Below are 17,519 nucleotides of genomic sequence, written 5' to 3'. Positions count from 1 at the left end.
GGATTTTCATACCTCCGCGGGTTTATTGAGAAGCTGCTACACTGAGTTGGTTACCTTTCTGCTTAATCATCAATTAATTCTCCACATTGTTTATTACCGAATTTGCGGGTATGGTGAAAGATTTTAACAATTAAATTAAAAGTTTATAAGCCGATATGCTTACTTTTGTACCGTTTTAAAGAATGGTTTCTCATGGATCGCCTCAATTATATAAACAGCGGGAACGCTGCATACATTAATTCCCTTTACGAAGCATATAAACAAGACCCGGAATCTGTTGACTTTGGCTGGCAGAAGTTTTTTGAAGGATTTGACTTTGGTAAGGAAACACCAACACCTGCTGCTGCTGTAACCCCCGAAACTCCCGAACATTTCCTAAAGGAAATTAATGTGCTTAACATGATAGATGGTTACCGTACACGCGGCCATTTATTTACAAAAACTAACCCGGTACGCGAAAGGCGCAAGTACTTTCCCGGTAAAGAATTGGAAACTTTCGGGCTTAGCGATGCTGACCTGGATACCGTTTTTACTTCAGGTGTTGAAGTTGGCCTTGGTGCAGCTACCCTGCGCGATATCCGCCAGTTACTGGAAGATACCTACTGCCAGTCTATAGGTGCCGAGTACCGTTACATCCGTAATCCTATAAAACTGAAATGGTTTGAGGACAGGATGGAAAGCAAACGTAATACGCCGTCGTTTACAGTAGACGAAAAAAAGCTGATGCTGGATAAGCTGAACGAGGCGGTTGTTTTTGAAAACTTTTTAGGAACAAAATTTCTGGGGCAGAAACGATTTTCGCTTGAAGGTGCTGAATCATTGATCCCGGCATTGGATATGGTGATCCAGAACGGATCAGAGCTTGGTATCCAGGAATTCATTGTAGGCATGGCTCACCGCGGTAGGCTTAACGTACTTACCAACATAATGGAGAAGCCTTACAAAGAGGTTTTCTCGGAATTTGAAGGGAAGAACTTTGACGAGGATACCCCTTTTGGCGGCGACGTTAAATATCACCTGGGCTACTCAACGGATGTGGTAACCAAAGGTGGTAAAAAGGTGCATTTGAGCCTTTGCCCCAACCCGTCGCACCTGGAAGCGGTTGATCCGGTTGTTGAAGGCCTAACCCGCTCAAAAATTGACTTTAAGTACAATGGCGACCATTCAAAAATAGCGCCGATATTGATTCATGGCGATGCTTCGGTTGCCGGACAGGGCATTGTTTACGAAGTACTACAAATGGAAAAACTGGATGGCTACCGCACCGGCGGAACTATCCATATAGTGATCAATAACCAGATTGGTTTTACCACCAATTTTAAAGATGCCCGCTCAAGTACTTATTGTACCGACGTGGCTAAAACAGTGCTTTCGCCGGTGTTTCACGTAAATGGTGATGATGTTGAAGCACTGGCATATGTTGTAAACCTGGCTATGGAGTACCGCCAGGTATTCCACGAAGACGTGTTTATTGATATTTTATGCTACCGCAGATACGGGCATAACGAGGCTGATGAGCCAAAATTCACCCAGCCTTTATTATACAAGGCTATTGAAGCACATCCAAACCCGCTGGAGATCTACAAACAAAAATTGCAGAAAGAAGGCAGCATTGATGCCAGCCTGGCTTTGGAAATGGAAAAGAAATTCCGTGCCGAGCTGCAGGTTAAGCTGGATGAATCAAAGGCCGAAGATAAGTTTACCGAAACTGTACATATGTTTGAAGGTGCCTGGCAGGGTATGCACTTAGCTACCACCAGGGAGTTCTTTACACCTATAGATACTGCGGTTCCTGAAAATGAATTGCTGGAAATAGGAAAGAAAATCACTGACCTGCCAAAAGGAAAAGAGTTCTTTAAAAAGATAGAAAAGCTTTTTGACGAGCGCCGCAAAATGGTGGACAGTACCCATGTTTTTGACTGGGCCATGGGCGAGTTGCTGGCTTATGGTAGTTTATTAAAAGACGGACATCCGGTTAGGTTAAGCGGAGAGGACGTGAAAAGGGGAACTTTTTCACACCGCCACGCAGTATTAACGCTGGTTGATTCGGAAGATGAATTTATACCGCTTGAAACCATCAACAGCGAAGCAAAACTTAGTATTTTCAACTCACTGCTTTCGGAATATGGGGTATTGGGTTTTGAATACGGGTATGCTTTGGCTAACCCTAATGCTTTAACAATATGGGAAGCACAGTTTGGCGACTTTTTCAATGGCGCGCAAATTATTGTTGACCAGTATATAGCCAGCGCCGAAACAAAATGGCAGCGTGGTAACGGCCTGGTAATGTTATTGCCGCACGGTTACGAAGGGCAGGGCCCGGAACATTCATCGGCACGTGTTGAACGTTTTCTTGAGCTTTGTGCCGATAGCAACATCCAGGTAGCTAACTGTACTACGCCTGCAAATTTCTTCCATATCCTGAGAAGGCAAATGCTGAGGGATTTCCGCAAGCCGCTGATCATATTTACGCCAAAAAGTTTGTTACGCAGCCCTAAGTGCGTGTCAAAACTGGAAGAGTTTACCGGTGGTAAGTTCCATGAATTGATTGACGATACTTATGCTGATCCTAAAAAAGTAAAGCGTGTACTGCTTTGTACCGGTAAAATATATTACGATCTGCTTGAAAAGCAACAGGTGGACAAACGCAAGGACGTAGCTATTGTGAGGGTGGAGCAATTGTATCCAACCCCGGTTGTTCAGATCCTTAAGGTAAAGGCTAAATATGCCAGGGCCACTGAGTTTATATGGGTACAGGAAGAACCGGAGAATATGGGCGCATGGCCATATATTTGCCGCAAGTTCCATAACGATAACGTGATTAACCTTAATGTAATTTCGAGGCATGAGGGTAGCAGTACTGCAACCGGTTTTGCCAAACAACATGCTGCGCAGCAGTTACATATTGTTTCAAAGGCATTTGAAGCGCCAGCAGGCAAGCAAGTAAAGGCAGCAGTAAAAGCAACGGCCGAAAAAATGGCCAATGTTGGAGTAGATTAATTTAATTTGAAAATTTGATGATGTGCCAATTTGAAGAGGACTAATCTTCAGGCTACGTACTCGAATTTTCAAAATCAAAAAAATATTAATTTGAAAATTTGGATGTGCTGATTTAACGGTAAATAAACACCAGTGGCATTTTCAAGTTTTCAAATCAACAAATTTTCAAATTGAAAAAATGAGTTTAACTATCAAAGTTCCGCCGGTTGGCGAATCAATTACCGAAGTAACTTTATCAAGCTGGCTGAAAAAAGATGGCGACGCTGTAAAGATGGACGAAGTAATTGCCGAATTAGAATCAGACAAGGCCACTTTTGAGCTTACCGCCGAAAAGGCCGGCGTATTGAAAACCGTAGCCAAAGAAGGCGATACTTTAGCGATTGGAGCTGTTGTTGGCACTATTGAAGAAGGCGGTGCTGCTGAAGAAAGTAAGCCGGTAGCCGTTGAAAGCAGCAGTAAAGAAGCTGCAATAGCAGCACCAGCTCAGCCTGAAGCAGCACAACCTTCAGCTGCCGTTACTACTGCTGAAACCTCTCTGCAGGTAAAAGTACCAACTGTTGGTGAATCTATTACTGAAGTAACGCTTTCTAGATGGATCAAAAAGGATGGTGACGCTGTTGCCATGGACGAGGCCATTGCCGAACTTGAATCAGATAAAGCTACATTTGAACTAACTGCCGAAAAAGCAGGTACATTAAAAATTATAGCCAAAGAAGGCGACGTATTGCCGATTGGCACGGTTGTTTGCACCATTGAAGGTGCAGGCGCGTTAGTACCCGCAGCTACTGCTGCCGGAGCATCGGCACCTGCCCCTGCAACAGCTGCTACCAATGGCAAAGCAACTACCTATGCATCGGGCACACCGTCTCCTGCTGCTGCAAAGATCCTTGCTGAAAAAGGCGTTAATACTGCTTCTGTAACGGGAAGCGGCGTAGCAGGCAGGATAACCAAGGAGGATGCGCTATTAGCCGAAAAAGTTTCGGAAAACCCGCAAGCCCCTAAAGAAATGCTGGGCACAGCAGCCCCGGCTGCCAAACCGGCGGTGGCTGCACCGAAGGCTGAGCCTGTTGCCGCAGGATCGAGGTCCGACCGTCGCGAAAAGATGTCCTCATTACGTAAAACGGTTGCCAAGCGTTTGGTAGCAGTTAAGAACGAAACTGCGATGCTGACCACGTTTAACGAGGTTGACATGGCGCCAATCATGGAGATCCGCAGCAAATACAAAGATAAATTTAAAGAAAAACATGGCGTAGGCTTAGGCTTTATGTCATTCTTCACCAAAGCAGTTTGCGAGGCATTGAAAGACTGGCCGGCTGTTGGTGCACGGATTGAAGGCGAGGAAGTGGTTTATAGCAACTTTGCTGATATTTCAATCGCCGTATCTGCTCCTAAAGGTTTGGTGGTTCCGGTGATCCGCAATGCGGAAAGTATGAGCCTTGCCGAAATTGAAAAGGCTGTTGCTGCACTTGCTGTAAAAGCCCGCGAAAACAAGCTCACCTTAGAGGAAATGACAGGTGGCACGTTCACCATTACCAATGGCGGTGTGTTTGGCTCTATGATGTCAACACCGATCATCAACTCGCCGCAATCAGCCATATTGGGTATGCACAACATTATTGAGCGCCCGGTTGCCGTAAACGGACAGGTAGTTATCCGCCCGATGATGTACCTGGCGTTATCCTACGATCACCGGATAATTGACGGCCGCGAATCGGTAAGCTTCCTGGTAAGGGTAAAACAATTATTGGAAGACCCAGCAAGGTTGTTGCTGGGAGTATAGTCAAACTAGTTTAAAATATATGAAACCCGGTTTAGGCCGGGTTTTTTGTTTTGATAAAATAGTATATTTGTGTATGGCAAAAATAATTAAAGTTAATAAGTTAACGGGCCGGAACAAACTCGATGAGGAGTTAACAAAACTCCCTAAGAAAAAAGCACCCATGGATTTGAGTAAATATTTTGGTAAAATAAACTTTGGTATTGATGGTTTAGCCTATCAATTGAAAACCAGGGATGAGTGGAGATAGAATTGTTGTTGATACTTCATTAATTATCAATCTATTTAACGGAGTTAATGAAGTCAGGGAATTAATTACAGGTCGTAATTTATTTGTATCAATAATTTCTGAAATAGAAGTTTTAAGTTTTCCTAATATAACTCTCGGAGACTCTGAATTACTAAAATTTTTTTTATAAGAGTGTTATATCGTTGGCATTGAGCCTGCTATTAAGGATATTACAATAGATTTAAGATTGAAGTTTAAAACAAAATTGCCTGATGCGGTTATTGCAGCAACTGCAATTTATTTTGACTTGCCTTTGTTCACGATGGATAAAGGATTCAAAAAAATAACCGACCTTCAAGCAGTAATATTATCTATGTAATTTATAACCTATTCTGCCATAGAAATAGTAACTTAAGCAATACTCGAATCCTTTAATCTTAGTTTATATCGCCCGTTTCAACGCCATAATATAGCCCATGTGTAACCCATCATGAAATGGCAGAAAGTTAATGGCATCTTCAACGCTCGCCAATTCAACGCCATAACGGGTAGTAAAAGCGGGATATTCTTTAAACAGGCTTTCTTTGAAATCTGTTTCTAATTGATCAATAGTAGAAACCAGAAGGGCTTTTATTTCTTCAACTTCGGCTTCATTTATATGCCCTTCCGGTTTTGTGCCTGGTTTGTATCTTTCAAAAAAACTGTCGTCAATCCTGGCTTCAATGCCCGATCTTTTATAGCAGATCCCCTGCTGTGCGGCAACCATGTGCCCAAGGTTCCAAATAATGTTATTTATAAAACCTTCGGGTACCTTGTTTAATTGTTCGTTGCTTAATCCTTCTACCAATTTAACGGTACTGGCCCGAATCGTTTTTATTGTTTCAATTGCTTTGCTCATGATGTTTTTATGTTAAGCTAATTTGAGAAAATAATTTTAATGTAAGCCCTACTTACACTTTTTGCCTTAAACCGTTTTATTATACCTTTACGGCGTTAATACTTGTTATATAAAATGCCGGCAGCCACTTTAAATAAGTCACTTCATTCTAATAAGCTTATCTGGTATTTTCTGTTGGGCTGGACGGTGCTGAACATTATCCAGGCGTGTACATTAGAACTTCAGGGCGACGAGGCTTATTACTGGATGTACTCGCGCTATTTAGATTGGGGCTATTTTGATCATCCACCTATGGTAGCGCTTTTTATCCGCATAGGTGACACCATCGTGCATAACGAGTTTGGATTGCGGCTGATTACCGTGCTGACAAGCTCACTCTCTATCTACCTGCTGTGGCTTACCTTAAAACAATACGCGGTTGATGCTTTGGCCTTTATACTGGTTACATCCGGCTTATTCATTTTTCATATTTACGGGTTCACCACCACGCCTGATTCGCCGCTCTTCTTTTTTACTGTATTGTTTTATTATCTGTATCAGCAATATCTTCAAAATGATAAATGGGGGCTTGCCGTTTTACTGGCCATAACCGTTGCCTGTCTGTTATACAGCAAATACAATGGTATTTTGGTTGTTGGCTTTACGTTACTGGCAAATGTAAAAATGTTAAAACGTGGTACGTTTTGGGGGATAGTTGTTTTGGCTGTGGCCTTATATATTCCGCATATTATCTGGCAGGCCAACCATGGTTACCCTTCAATTAACTACCACCTTTATGAGCGGTCGGCAGATAAGTACAGTTTTTTAAATACCTTTTCATACCTGCCGGGGCAACTGCTCATGGCTGGTCCGCTAATTGGGTGGTTTTTGTTTTATAAGGCCTATACTGTAAAAATAAAAGATGCTTTTATCCGCTGCCTGCTGGTAAACTGTTTAGGTACCTTACTTTTCTTTTTTATAAGCAGCGTAAAAGGTGAGGTACAGCCCCAGTGGACGTTTATCCTGTTTGCGCCGCTGGTTATGCTGGTACTCATTCATTTTAAGCAGCAGGGGGGCTGGCCCAAATGGCTGCTGCCTTTGGCGTTAGTTAATGTAAGTATTATAATTATTGTGCGGGTAATTGTGATCAGCGGTGTTGGTTTTGCCAAAACTTACGGGCATTTAAAAAGCTATTACGGCTTTAAGAACTGGGCGCATATAGTTAAAGAAAAGGCAGGCGACAACTATTTGGTGATGAGCGAGGGCTTTCAAAATCCCTCGAAATATAATTATTATACCAACAGCCTTAAATGCTTTGCCTATGACGATCGTTTTTATCGTGTTACGCAGTTTGATATCTGGCCAATGGAAGACAGTATTCAGCATAAACGCGTGTATTACCTATCGGGCGCACCTATAAAAGACCTTACAAAAGATACTATAAAAATTGAAGCCGGTAAATGGTATGGCAATTGGGTAGATGATGTGCGTACCTATCAGAAGGTGATTATTGCCACCGATTCGCTGAAAATTACCACAGCGCCGGGGGCAACTACAAATTTTGATCTGACGATAACGAATCCATACCACCACGCCATTAGTTTCAGCGATAGCGGCTATACGCATCCCGTTAAATTGGAATACTGTTTTTTTAAAGAAAATGAGCTGATTGATGCTAAAGAGGCCAAAGACACCTATAAAAAAATAAGTTTACAACCGGGTGAAAGTGTTCATTATACTTTTCCTGTAACTTCGCCGTTGGAAAAAGGGAATTTCAGCCTACTTTTTTCCTTACGGACCGAACCATTCATCGGAAGTAAAAATAGCCGTGTAATAAAATTAAGCGTTAAATAACATCCCCCTGCATGATAAAGAAGTTTTACCTCATAGCCTTTCTTTCACTATTAACCAGCACCGCAGCCCTGGCGCAAAGCCTCGACATCCATTTTAACGGGCTGGGCTTTTTGGACAACCGCGAGTATAAAGACTTTGTCGCCCGGTCGCGTACCTACTCGGGAACCCGTATAGCGCTGGACCTGGGCCTGAACCTTGATAGCCTGAATCATTTTATTGTCGGGATTGACGGGATCCACGAATTTGGTGCCAAACCATACTTTTTAAAGGTAAACCCGGTTGCGTATTACAAGTACGAAAGTTCAAAATGGCTGTTTGATGCGGGCGAATTTCCGCGCGAAGGGGTAATCAGCAATTACCCACGGGCATTATTGAATGATACCCTGCGCTATTACCGCCCTAATGTGGAGGGCTTGCTGGCGCGATACCACAATGAACACTTTACGGAAACCGGCTGGATAGACTGGGTAAGCCGCCAAACCGTTACCGACCGCGAGCAATTTTTATTTGGCTTTGAGGGTAAATGGAAACCGTCGTTATTTGGTCCGTTCTATATCTCCCATTATGTGCTGATGATGCACGATGCGGGAGCGGAAGTGCTTTTACCTAATGATCATATTGGGGATGACGGTGGGGCCCAGGTTAGACTTGGACTTGATTTTAGCCGCAAGCAAACAACATTTGATTCGTTGTCGTTTGAAGCAGGCGCAATGGCATCCTTCCAGCGGAAGCGGGGCCTTGGCGGGGCCAAAACACCGGTAGGATTTGTTTCCAGCGCTTATTTAAGCTATCACCGGTTTGCAGCTTTTGATGAATTTTATGCAGGCCAGGGCTCGGAGATTACTTATGGGGATGCTTTTTATGAGAAGAAATTTTATAACAGGCTCGACCTGATCTTCACACCATTCCTGTTTAACCATATCAAGGGACAGTTTATCTTTAGCATTCACCGTACACCGGGCTTTACCAGCAACCAGGAAGCCTTTAGGGTAACCTATGATTTGGGTAGGAAGGTGATAGCAAGGTTTAAGGACTAAACCCGGATTAAGGGGATTTATCGCGATCTGAACCAGATTAAGGGATTTGTTACGATTGCCGATATACGTCAGGATCAGAAAATCATTTAGTCCCCTTAAATCCGGTTCAGACTATAGCGCCGATCCCTGCACAACTCCTCTTGAGAGGATCTTTTGATCGATATAATATTGGATCTCTGATTTTTTGAGTCCCCAGTTTGGCGCTATTAATAGTTCACGGTCGCTTAAACCAAAAAGGCGCTGAATCACAATGTCCGGGCGCACCCGGGGTAACAGTTCGCACAAAAAGTCGGCATATTCATCAATGCTGAAAACTTTAAACGGTTCGCGTTTATATTTTACGCCCATCACGGAGCCCTCAACAATATGCAGGTGGTGAAATTTCACAAATTTTATCTGCGGAAAGCGGTTGATCTCATCCGCATAGCGCAGCATCATTTCTTGCGTTTCCCATGGAAAACCGAATATGGTATGTACGCAAACATCAAGCTTGCTGTTCTCTACCAACTTTAACGCTTTAACCAGTTCCTGGTGATTACATCCCCGGTTTATTTGCGCAAGGGTTTCATCATAAATAGACTCCATACCCATTTCAAGGTCAACATCAAAGCGGTCGGTGTAGCTTTCCAGCAGGGCTATTTTCTCTGCATCAATACAATCAGGGCGGGTACCTATTGAAAGGCCCACAATATCTTCGGTTCCATAGCTCAGCGCCTCGTCGTACATCATTTTTAAATAATGTGCCGGGGCATAGGTGTTGGTGTTTGGCTGAAAATAGATAATGAACTTATCGGCCTTGTTGCCAGTGCGGGCGCGCTCCATACCCTGGATCACCTGCTCGCGTACGGTAGGCGCATTGCGGCTTACCGATGGCGTAAACGAATCAACATTGCAATAGGTGCAGCCGCCATAACCTTTTGAGCCATCGCGGTTGGGGCAGGTAAAGCCACCGTCAACAATTACCTTAAATACCCGGTGACCTTTATACTTTTCTTTTAGCCATGGGCCGTAATTGTTATAGCCTTTTTCCCAAATTGCTGTTTCTGTTGCCTGCATTGCGGCAAAGATACAGATTTTTGAGGTTTGATTTAAGTTGACGGTTTGCAGCGCAGTGAAGCCAATTGAGTGTGGTCAGATATTATTTGAATAATATCGCAATGCGTTTTTGACTTTATCCTTCCCAGGCGTTTGATAGTTGTCACAATTGCCCCGTTTAATTGTCGTTATGTCCCATTGTGGTTAAAATGCCAATAGGTACCTTTATTCTAAACCAAAAAAGCAAAATTATGTCAACTACTATGGGAACAACGGGGCAAGCGATTACACCATTTTTATGGTTCAACGGCAATGTTGAAGAGGCGGTTACTTTTTACACAACTATATTTAAAGACAGCAGGGTAGGGCACCTGCATCGCTTGCCGGCAGAGGCGCCCGGAAAAAGCGGGAAGATTATAACCGGTAATTTTTTCTTAAACGGCATGGAGTTTATGATTTTGGATGGCGGACCGCAGTTCACGTTGACCCCGGCCATTTCATTTTTTGTGAAATGCGAAACGCAGGAGGAAGTGGATCATTACTGGGAGAAACTTTCAGAGGGTGGAAAAAAAGACCGTTGCGGCTGGCTTACAGATCAGTTTGGAGTATCGTGGCAAATTGTACCCAACGCGCTGGGGCGGTTAATGGGTGGTCCCAATCCTGAAAAATCTGGCAGGGTGATGAACGCAATGATGAAAATGAATAAACTTATTATAGCAGACCTGGAGCAGGCTTATAACGGATAAGTTAACGGCCTCACTCTGCCCCAGTCAAAGGGAGCGCTTTTGAGTAGTATGGCATTTATATTTACTTAGAAAAGGGGTAGGTGACGCTTTGTTTTATTATGCAAGCATAGCTTTTGATGTATTATTTATGCTAATTTTGCAGTTTACTAATTATAGCCTGCATGGAAAGCATTGCTCCTTACAAATCCAGGTACAAGATCCGTTTTGTAACTGCCGCCTCGTTGTTCGACGGGCATGATGCTACTATTAATATTATGCGCCGGATCCTGCAATCATCAGGAGCGGAAGTGATTCACCTGGGGCATAACCGCTCGGTTGATGAGGTGGTTAATTGTGCTATCCAGGAGGATGTGCAGGGCATTGCCCTAACCAGCTACCAGGGCGGGCATGTGGAGTATTTTAAATACATGCATGATTTGCTGAAGGAACGCGGTGCCGGCCATATCAAGATTTTTGGTGGTGGCGGCGGGGTGTTTTTGCCTGCCGAAATTGCAGAGCTGCAGGCCTACGGCATAACGAAGATCTATTCGCCGGACGACGGCCGCACGATGGGCTTGCAGGGGATGATAAATGATATGCTGGAGAAATGCGATTTCCAGAACAAAATAAAGCTGAACGGCGAACTTAAGCACCTGCCCGAAAAAGATATAAAATCAATTGCTACCGCGATAAGTATAGTAGAGAATTACCCCAAGGAGGCAGACGCCTTTTTGAGCGAGGTTCATAAAATAATCAGCACCGTAAAAACGCCAGTTTTGGGTATTACAGGTACCGGCGGTTCGGGTAAATCATCGCTGGTTGATGAAATAGTGCGCCGGTTTTTGATGGAGACGGATAAAACCATGGCTATTATTTCTGTCGATCCGTCTAAACGCAAAACAGGCGGTGCCCTGCTTGGCGACAGGATCAGGATGAATGCCATTAACAATCCGCGTATCTATATGCGCTCGCTGGCTACCCGGCAGGCCAACCTGGCCCTCTCCAAACACGCGCAGGAAAGCATTGACATTTGCAAAGCTGCGGGTTACGATTTGATCATCGTTGAAACATCAGGGATCGGGCAATCGGATACGATGATCACGGATTATTGTGACTTGTCACTGTATGTAATGACCCCTGAGTTTGGGGCAGCCACCCAACTGGAAAAAATAGATATGCTTGATTTTGCCGACCTGGTGGCCCTTAATAAATTTGATAAACGCGGCGCTTTGGATGCCATAAGAGATGTACGCAAGCAGTATAAACGCAACCACATGTTGTTCCAGGCTAAGGACGAGGAGATTCCGGTTTACGGTACCATGGCATCGCAGTTTAATGATCCGGGTATGAATACCCTGTTTGTTGCGCTGATGAAAGCCATTAAAGCAAAAACAGGAGTTGATCTTATTGGCGCACATGCGGCTGCAGAACACCAGGGCGAATCAGAAAAGATCTATATCATTCCGCCAGACCGGAACCGCTACCTTGCCGAAATTGCTGAAAGCAGCCAGGCCTACAAGGAATGGGTAAACACCCAGTGCAAAATAGCGCAGCAATTGTTCCAGTTGGATGGCGTAATAAAATTATTGGATGCAGAGAAACAGAATATTGCATCCTTACACGATGTGAAAAACCACCTGGAAGAACAATTGCATGGTGACTGTAAACGCCTTTTAAGGGAATGGCCCGGAACAGTAGCAAAATACAAGGCTGAAAACTTTATTTATAAGGTTAGGGATAAAGAGATTAAACAACCACTTTATTACACCTCGCTGTCGCAACTGCAGATCCCCAAGATCTCATTACCTAAATATGAAGCATGGGGGGATATTTTACGCTGGCTGCTTACCGAAAACGTGCCGGGCGAGTTTCCATACGCTGCGGGCGTGTTCCCTTTGAAAAGGGAAGGCGAGGACCCTACGAGGATGTTTGCAGGCGAGGGCGGTCCGGAACGGACGAACAAGCGTTTTCATTATGTTTCGCTTGGTCAGCCGGCACACCGCTTATCTACTGCATTTGACTCGGTTACTTTATATGGCGAAGACCCCCACACCCGCCCGGACATTTACGGTAAGATAGGCAACTCGGGCGTGAGCATTGCTACGCTTGATGATGCTAAAAAATTATACTCTGGCTTTGACCTTGGCAGTCCGTCAACTTCCGTATCCATGACTATAAACGGCCCCGCGCCAATGCTGCTCGGCTTTTTTATGAATGCGGCTATTGATCAGCAATGCGAAAAATATATTAAAGAGCATAAACTGGAGCATTTGGTTGAGGCAAAGTATAAAGAACTTTATGACGACAGGGGGCTTACAAGGCCGGTGTACCAGGGCCTTACGCCGGCGGCCCACTCCAAAATAGAGGGGGTGAAGGAGTTTGGTTATGAGACAGGAGATTCACGTATTTGGGAGGTGCTAAAAGAAAATTCGAGATCAAATAGAAAAAATCAAACTGAAAGTGAGAATATCTTATGGCAGCAATTGAGAAATAACCAAACTGGTTATAAGATCAGGAGACAACATGCTGTAGATGGCTACATTGCTGATTTTGTTTGCATATCTAAAGGACTGGTTATTGAAGTTGACGGTGGTTATCATGAACTATTAAAAGAGGAAGATGAAGTGAGAACGTCAGTTTTAAACAGTGAGGGTTTTGACGTTATAAGATTTACAAACCAGGAAGTAATTAACAATATAGATCAGGTAATTCTGCGCATAAAAGAAGTGCTGGCTAAACAACCTGAACGGAAAATTTACTCTTCTGAAAATGGTGGAGCGCCTCACCCTGCCCTCTCCAAAGGAGAGGGTTCTGAAGAGGAAAGGTCCGAAAATGATAGGAAAGTCCTCTCCAAAGGAGAGGGTTCTGATGAAGAAAGGTCTGAAAATGATAGGAAAGTCCTCTCCTTTGGAGAGGATTTAGGTGAGGCTGGTATGCTGCCAAAGGGTAATAACGGACTTGGTCTTATGTTGCTTGGCCTTACTGGCGACCAGGTCTTACCACCGGATGTTTACGCAAAAATAAAAGCTTATGCTATTGCTACCGTTCGTGGCACCGTACAGGCGGATATATTAAAAGAAGACCAGGCACAGAACACCTGTATCTTTTCTACAGAGTTTGCGTTGCGGATGATGGGTGATATCCAGCAGTATTTTATAAACGAAAAGGTTAGAAACTTTTATTCAGTTTCAATTTCTGGCTATCACATTGCAGAGGCCGGGGCAAACCCGGTAACCCAACTGGCTTTTACATTATCAAATGGTTTTACCTACGTGGAATATTACCTGAGCCGCGGAATGCATATTGATGATTTTGCACCCAACCTGTCTTTCTTTTTCAGTAACGGTATCGATCCGGAATATTCGGTGATTGGGCGTGTTGCAAGAAGGATCTGGGCCAAGGCCATCAAAAATAAATATAAGGGGAACGACCGTTCGCAAAAATTGAAATATCATATTCAAACCAGCGGCAGGTCGCTCCATGCGCAGGAGATTGATTTTAACGACATCCGTACCACACTGCAGGCTTTGTATGCCATTTATGATAATTGTAACTCGCTGCACACCAATGCATACGACGAAGCGATCACCACGCCTACTGAAGAGTCGGTGCGGCGCGCAATGGCTATCCAGCTGATCATTAACCGTGAGCTCGGCCTCGCTAAAAATGAGAACCCGATCCAGGGTGCATTCATTATCGAAGAATTAACCGACCTGGTAGAAGAAGCTGTATTGGCCGAGTTTAAAGCCATTAACGAACGGGGCGGAGTGCTGGGTGCCATGGAAACCATGTACCAGCGCAGCAAGATCCAGGAAGAATCGCTTTATTACGAAACCCTTAAACATACCGGTGAATATCCTATTGTAGGGGTAAATACCTTCCTTAATAAAAAGGGATCGCCAACTATTGTACCCTCAGAAGTGATCCGTGCCACTGAAGCGGAAAAGCAATACCAGATTGAAGCGTTGCATGATTTTCAACACCGGAACGAAGCAGTTATCCCGCAGTTATTAAAAAACCTGCAACATAAAGCCATAGCTGGCGAAAATATTTTTGAAAGCCTGATGGAAGCCTGTAAATATTGCTCGTTGGGACAGATCTCGCATGCTTTGTATGAGGTAGGAGGGCAATACAGAAGGAATATGTAGGTTGATAGTGATTAGGGATTAGAATGGGAAGTTTGTATCTTGCTTTATAAATTTTTTCAAATGCCCAATCTATACATTATAGCAGGCTGTAATGGTGCCGGGAAAACAACGGCAAGCTATACCATATTGCCGGAAATGCTTAATTGTAAAGAGTTTGTAAATGCTGACGGTATAGCTGCAGGGTTATCTCCTTTCAATCCTGAAAAAGTTGCTATAGAGGCAGGAAGAATAATGCTAAGCAGGATTGATTCGTTACTGGATGACGGCGTAGATTTCGCGATTGAAACTACATTAGCTTCAAAAAGCTATGTATCCTTAATTAAAGAGGCCAGCGCTATTGGTTATAAAATAACACTGGTCTATTTTTGGTTGAGTTCTCCGCAAGAAGCAAAGCAGCGGGTTGCAACACGGGTGAGTAAAGGAGGTCATCACATTCCGGATGATGTTATTGAACGGAGATATATTAAAGGAATTTATAATTTAATACATCTTTATTTAAATATTTGCGACTATTGGGCAGTTTTTAATAACGAAGCCGGTAGGCCTGAAATAGTTGTTTCCGGCGAGTTTAATAACCCCCAAATGATTTTTAATTCAGATATTTGGAAGAGAATAAAAAAACAAAGCGATGAAACCGGAAAATATTGAATTGCAAAATAAGATTATTGAAGGTGCAAATAAAGCCTATGTAAAGCTGCTGATATCCAGCGCCGAAAAAAAACAAAGCCTGGTAATAGCGGATAAAGATGGTTACATCCAACATGTTCCTGCCAGGGAATTATTGAAAAAGCTTTCAGAAAAATAAATCTCTGAAAGCTTTTAGGGTTTATTTCGGCTCTTAATTTAAACTATCCTACTTCTTCCTAACAAACTCATCCATTACCGCCTGGCGGATTAACGCCGGTGGCAAAATGCCCTGCGATAAAATAAAATCGTGGAAAGCCTGTGCGTTAAATTTATTGCCCAGGGCTTTTTCTGTGTCTTTTCTTAGTGCTATCATCTTGGTAAAGCCATAAAAGTAACTGTTGGCCTGGCCGGGGGCATTCAGGCTGTAGCGTTCAACTTCCTGTTTGGCAAAGGCGTGTGATTGTACCACATCGGTCATCAACAGGTTCAGTGCTTTTTCCTGTGTTATGGCGCCGGCCTGCAGTTCGGGATCTAAAAATGCACGGGCGGCGCGCAGCAAGCGGTAGTCCAGTGATACCAGCTGGCCTTCCACCGGCATAAACGGACGGGTAATATATTCTGAATATAAACCCCAGCCTTCTACATTGGTGGAGTTAAATGCGTAAAGGGCACGTGCCTGTGAAACGCCTTCTTCCACCATTTTGTCAAATTGCAATTCGTGACCCGGGCGGGCTTCATGTGCTATAATGGTCCATGAGGCGGCATCAAAGGTAAAATCGTCGTATTTGTCAACTTTTTCACCGGGTGCCGGCGGCATGTTCAATGGCAGTACAAAAACGCCGCGCTGGCCTGTATTATTTAAAAACGCCGGCGGCACCATGTGCGGCGCAGGCGACTGTGCAGTTTCTGCCTCACTTGCCAGCCTGATAATTGCAGGGCGGTTTGGTAGGGTAACCAAATGCTGTTCGCGGATGATCCCTTCAATGTCGGCCAAATGCCTTTTATAAAGCGGCATAATCGAGTCGCCAATGATCTGATTCTTTTTAAGGTATTTTATTACTTCCCGGTAATCGGCTGATGGCAGGTTGTATTTTTTTGCGATCTGCACGGCCAGCGGCTTCATTTGGTTCTGGATATCAGTAAAGGCAGCATGCGCCAGTTTAGCAAGGTCGGCAGGCGGGATATCAATTCCATAACCTTCTAAAGCAAGTTTATATTCTTCGGCAGGCAAGCGGAAATCGGTGCGGGCTTTCGGCAATACGGTGGCTTTCACCCATACGTCATAATCTTCCAGTTGTTTTTTTATGGCGGCGTACGCTTTTTCGTAGCCGGTTACATTATACTTTTTAAACAACTCTTCAATGCCGCTCACCATGCTGGCATTGCGTGAAAGTTCAACCTCCATAGCCTGTTTTGAAGGGTAGATCATTCCGGGCTTGCTCAATTGCTGCAGGGTACGTTCTTTATAGATGTCGCTTGTTGGTGCATATCCTTTTTGCAATCCTGCATATTTTACCAGGCGGATAACGGCAGCGGGGCGGCGCTCTGCCGGGGTTTGATCATCAAGCAAGGCCTGCAGGCCACCGAAAACTGTGGCCGTAGGGTTAAGGTATGACACCTCCTTAGCCCGGCTGAAATCCTGGCCCCTGAAACCCAGTTCCGATTGATTGATCAGGATATCAAGGTCCTGTTTTATTTTTAGGTCTGTTTCCTGTTGTTTAGCAGCCTTGAGCTGTGCAACGGCTTTTTCCCGTTCCCTGCGCTGCGCTAAATCATTTGCTAAAGTAGGTACCGCTATAAGTGTGTCATAAAAAGCCAGGCCCTGCGATGAGCCAAACTCCGGTGAATATTTTTCGTCGAGATCAATAAGGATCTTGGTGTAGCTGTTTGATTTGGCTATCCATGTTTTGTCGCCTGTTTGGGCTTTGGTGGTAAAAGGCTGTAAGGCAAAAGCGCCTATTGCTACAGCATAAATGGCTTTGTTTTTCAATGTGGTCATTTTTTAAGTTTCCCGACTATAAAAATATATTTAAGAACGGTATGAAACGAAAAATTTCAATAAAAGGCACGGTTTTTTCAATTACTGTGCTGCTTTGAATAGTTAGGGGGGGTAAAGAAAAATTATTTTATAGTAATTGATCAGGAGAACGATCAGCATCAAAAACAATTCCTGCTGGCCCAAAGCTTTATGCTGGCTCAAAATATCCAGG

The 17,519-nt window shown here is 44.0% G+C and carries 13 protein-coding genes; 10 read left to right on the top strand and 3 right to left on the bottom strand.

The features are described from left to right. Positions 1 to 192 precede the first annotated feature (192 nt). From MuYL_RS18790 to MuYL_RS23900, 4 genes are all read left to right on the top strand, one after another. Positions 193 to 3,000 carry a 2-oxoglutarate dehydrogenase E1 component gene (locus MuYL_RS18790; RefSeq protein WP_094572018.1) on the top strand — a complete coding sequence of 936 codons (2,808 nt, stop codon included), beginning with the start codon at positions 193 to 195 and terminating at the stop codon, positions 2,998 to 3,000. A 178-nt stretch (positions 3,001 to 3,178) separates the two neighbouring features. After that, positions 3,179 to 4,780 carry a 2-oxoglutarate dehydrogenase complex dihydrolipoyllysine-residue succinyltransferase gene (gene odhB / locus MuYL_RS18785; RefSeq protein ID WP_094572017.1) on the top strand — a complete coding sequence of 534 codons (1,602 nt, stop codon included), beginning with the start codon at positions 3,179 to 3,181 and terminating at the stop codon, positions 4,778 to 4,780. Positions 4,781 to 4,853: 73 nt separating this feature from the next. After that, positions 4,854 to 5,027 (top strand): hypothetical protein, encoded by a 174-nt coding sequence (locus MuYL_RS18780; protein WP_157740966.1) that lies wholly within the window; start codon positions 4,854 to 4,856, stop codon positions 5,025 to 5,027. A 178-nt stretch (positions 5,028 to 5,205) separates the two neighbouring features. Continuing rightward, positions 5,206 to 5,385: a PIN domain-containing protein gene (locus MuYL_RS23900; RefSeq protein WP_094572015.1), complete on the top strand. Its 180-nt coding sequence runs from the start codon at positions 5,206 to 5,208 to the stop codon at positions 5,383 to 5,385. 63 nt (positions 5,386 to 5,448) lie between these two features. Here the strand turns inward: MuYL_RS23900 and MuYL_RS18770 are convergent, their stop codons facing one another. After that, positions 5,449 to 5,904 carry a DinB family protein gene (locus MuYL_RS18770; RefSeq protein WP_094572014.1) on the bottom strand — a complete coding sequence of 152 codons (456 nt, stop codon included), beginning with the start codon at positions 5,902 to 5,904 and terminating at the stop codon, positions 5,449 to 5,451. 114 nt (positions 5,905 to 6,018) lie between these two features. On the opposite strand from MuYL_RS18770, the gene MuYL_RS18765 reads away from it, so the two are divergent. Beyond that, entirely contained in the window at positions 6,019 to 7,737 is a 1,719-nt protein-coding gene (locus MuYL_RS18765; protein ID WP_094572013.1) for an ArnT family glycosyltransferase, read from the top strand. 11 nt (positions 7,738 to 7,748) lie between these two features. Continuing rightward, positions 7,749 to 8,774 (top strand): hypothetical protein, encoded by a 1,026-nt coding sequence (locus MuYL_RS18760; protein ID WP_094572012.1) that lies wholly within the window; start codon positions 7,749 to 7,751, stop codon positions 8,772 to 8,774. Between the two features lie 111 nt (positions 8,775 to 8,885). On the opposite strand, the gene MuYL_RS18755 is transcribed toward MuYL_RS18760, so the two are convergent. After that, a complete protein-coding gene (locus MuYL_RS18755; RefSeq protein WP_094572011.1) occupies positions 8,886 to 9,830 on the bottom strand; it encodes a TIGR01212 family radical SAM protein in 945 nt (314 codons plus the stop codon). Between the two features lie 230 nt (positions 9,831 to 10,060). On the opposite strand from MuYL_RS18755, the gene MuYL_RS18750 reads away from it, so the two are divergent. The 4 genes from MuYL_RS18750 (at position 10,061) to MuYL_RS23470 (ending at position 15,487) form a co-directional block, all read left to right on the top strand. Next, on the top strand, positions 10,061 to 10,555 hold the full coding sequence (locus tag MuYL_RS18750) for a VOC family protein (RefSeq protein WP_245845619.1): 495 nt from the start codon (positions 10,061 to 10,063) through the stop codon (positions 10,553 to 10,555). Between the two features lie 161 nt (positions 10,556 to 10,716). After that, a complete protein-coding gene (locus tag MuYL_RS23660) occupies positions 10,717 to 14,682 on the top strand; it encodes a methylmalonyl-CoA mutase family protein (RefSeq protein ID WP_094572010.1) in 3,966 nt (1,321 codons plus the stop codon). A gap of 60 nt (positions 14,683 to 14,742) precedes the next feature. Further along, entirely contained in the window at positions 14,743 to 15,330 is a 588-nt protein-coding gene (locus MuYL_RS18740) for a zeta toxin family protein (protein ID WP_094572009.1), read from the top strand. After that, entirely contained in the window at positions 15,311 to 15,487 is a 177-nt protein-coding gene (locus MuYL_RS23470; protein ID WP_170309770.1) for a hypothetical protein, read from the top strand. Before MuYL_RS18740 ends, MuYL_RS23470 begins: the two co-directional genes overlap by 20 nt. 48 nt (positions 15,488 to 15,535) lie before the next feature. Here the strand turns inward: MuYL_RS23470 and MuYL_RS18735 are convergent, their stop codons facing one another. Then, positions 15,536 to 17,308 (bottom strand): DUF885 domain-containing protein, encoded by a 1,773-nt coding sequence (locus tag MuYL_RS18735; RefSeq protein WP_094572008.1) that lies wholly within the window; start codon positions 17,306 to 17,308, stop codon positions 15,536 to 15,538. Between the last annotated feature and the right edge of the window lie 211 nt (positions 17,309 to 17,519).

Source organism: Mucilaginibacter xinganensis, assembly GCF_002257585.1.
GTDB classification, from domain to species: Bacteria; Bacteroidota; Bacteroidia; order Sphingobacteriales; family Sphingobacteriaceae; genus Mucilaginibacter; species Mucilaginibacter xinganensis.
This window is presented reverse-complemented; position numbering and strand designations above follow the sequence as displayed.

What these genes read in the sequence shown, in the direction of transcription:
- MuYL_RS18770 (WP_094572014.1), bottom strand. Translation starts at nt 5,904, where the DNA reads ATGAGCAAAGCAATTGAAACAATAAAAACGATTCGGGCCAGTACCGTT.
- MuYL_RS18760 (WP_094572012.1), top strand. Translation starts at nt 7,749, where the DNA reads ATGATAAAGAAGTTTTACCTCATAGCCTTTCTTTCACTATTAACCAGC.
- MuYL_RS18740 (WP_094572009.1), top strand. Translation starts at nt 14,743, where the DNA reads ATGCCCAATCTATACATTATAGCAGGCTGTAATGGTGCCGGGAAAACA.
- MuYL_RS23470 (WP_170309770.1), top strand. Translation starts at nt 15,311, where the DNA reads ATGAAACCGGAAAATATTGAATTGCAAAATAAGATTATTGAAGGTGCA.
- MuYL_RS18780 (WP_157740966.1), top strand. Translation starts at nt 4,854, where the DNA reads ATGGCAAAAATAATTAAAGTTAATAAGTTAACGGGCCGGAACAAACTC.
- MuYL_RS18765 (WP_094572013.1), top strand. Translation starts at nt 6,019, where the DNA reads ATGCCGGCAGCCACTTTAAATAAGTCACTTCATTCTAATAAGCTTATC.
- MuYL_RS18750 (WP_245845619.1), top strand. Translation starts at nt 10,061, where the DNA reads ATGTCAACTACTATGGGAACAACGGGGCAAGCGATTACACCATTTTTA.
- MuYL_RS18735 (WP_094572008.1), bottom strand. Translation starts at nt 17,308, where the DNA reads ATGACCACATTGAAAAACAAAGCCATTTATGCTGTAGCAATAGGCGCT.
- MuYL_RS18790 (WP_094572018.1), top strand. Translation starts at nt 193, where the DNA reads ATGGATCGCCTCAATTATATAAACAGCGGGAACGCTGCATACATTAAT.
- MuYL_RS23660 (WP_094572010.1), top strand. Translation starts at nt 10,717, where the DNA reads ATGGAAAGCATTGCTCCTTACAAATCCAGGTACAAGATCCGTTTTGTA.
- odhB (WP_094572017.1), top strand. Translation starts at nt 3,179, where the DNA reads ATGAGTTTAACTATCAAAGTTCCGCCGGTTGGCGAATCAATTACCGAA.
- MuYL_RS18755 (WP_094572011.1), bottom strand. Translation starts at nt 9,830, where the DNA reads ATGCAGGCAACAGAAACAGCAATTTGGGAAAAAGGCTATAACAATTAC.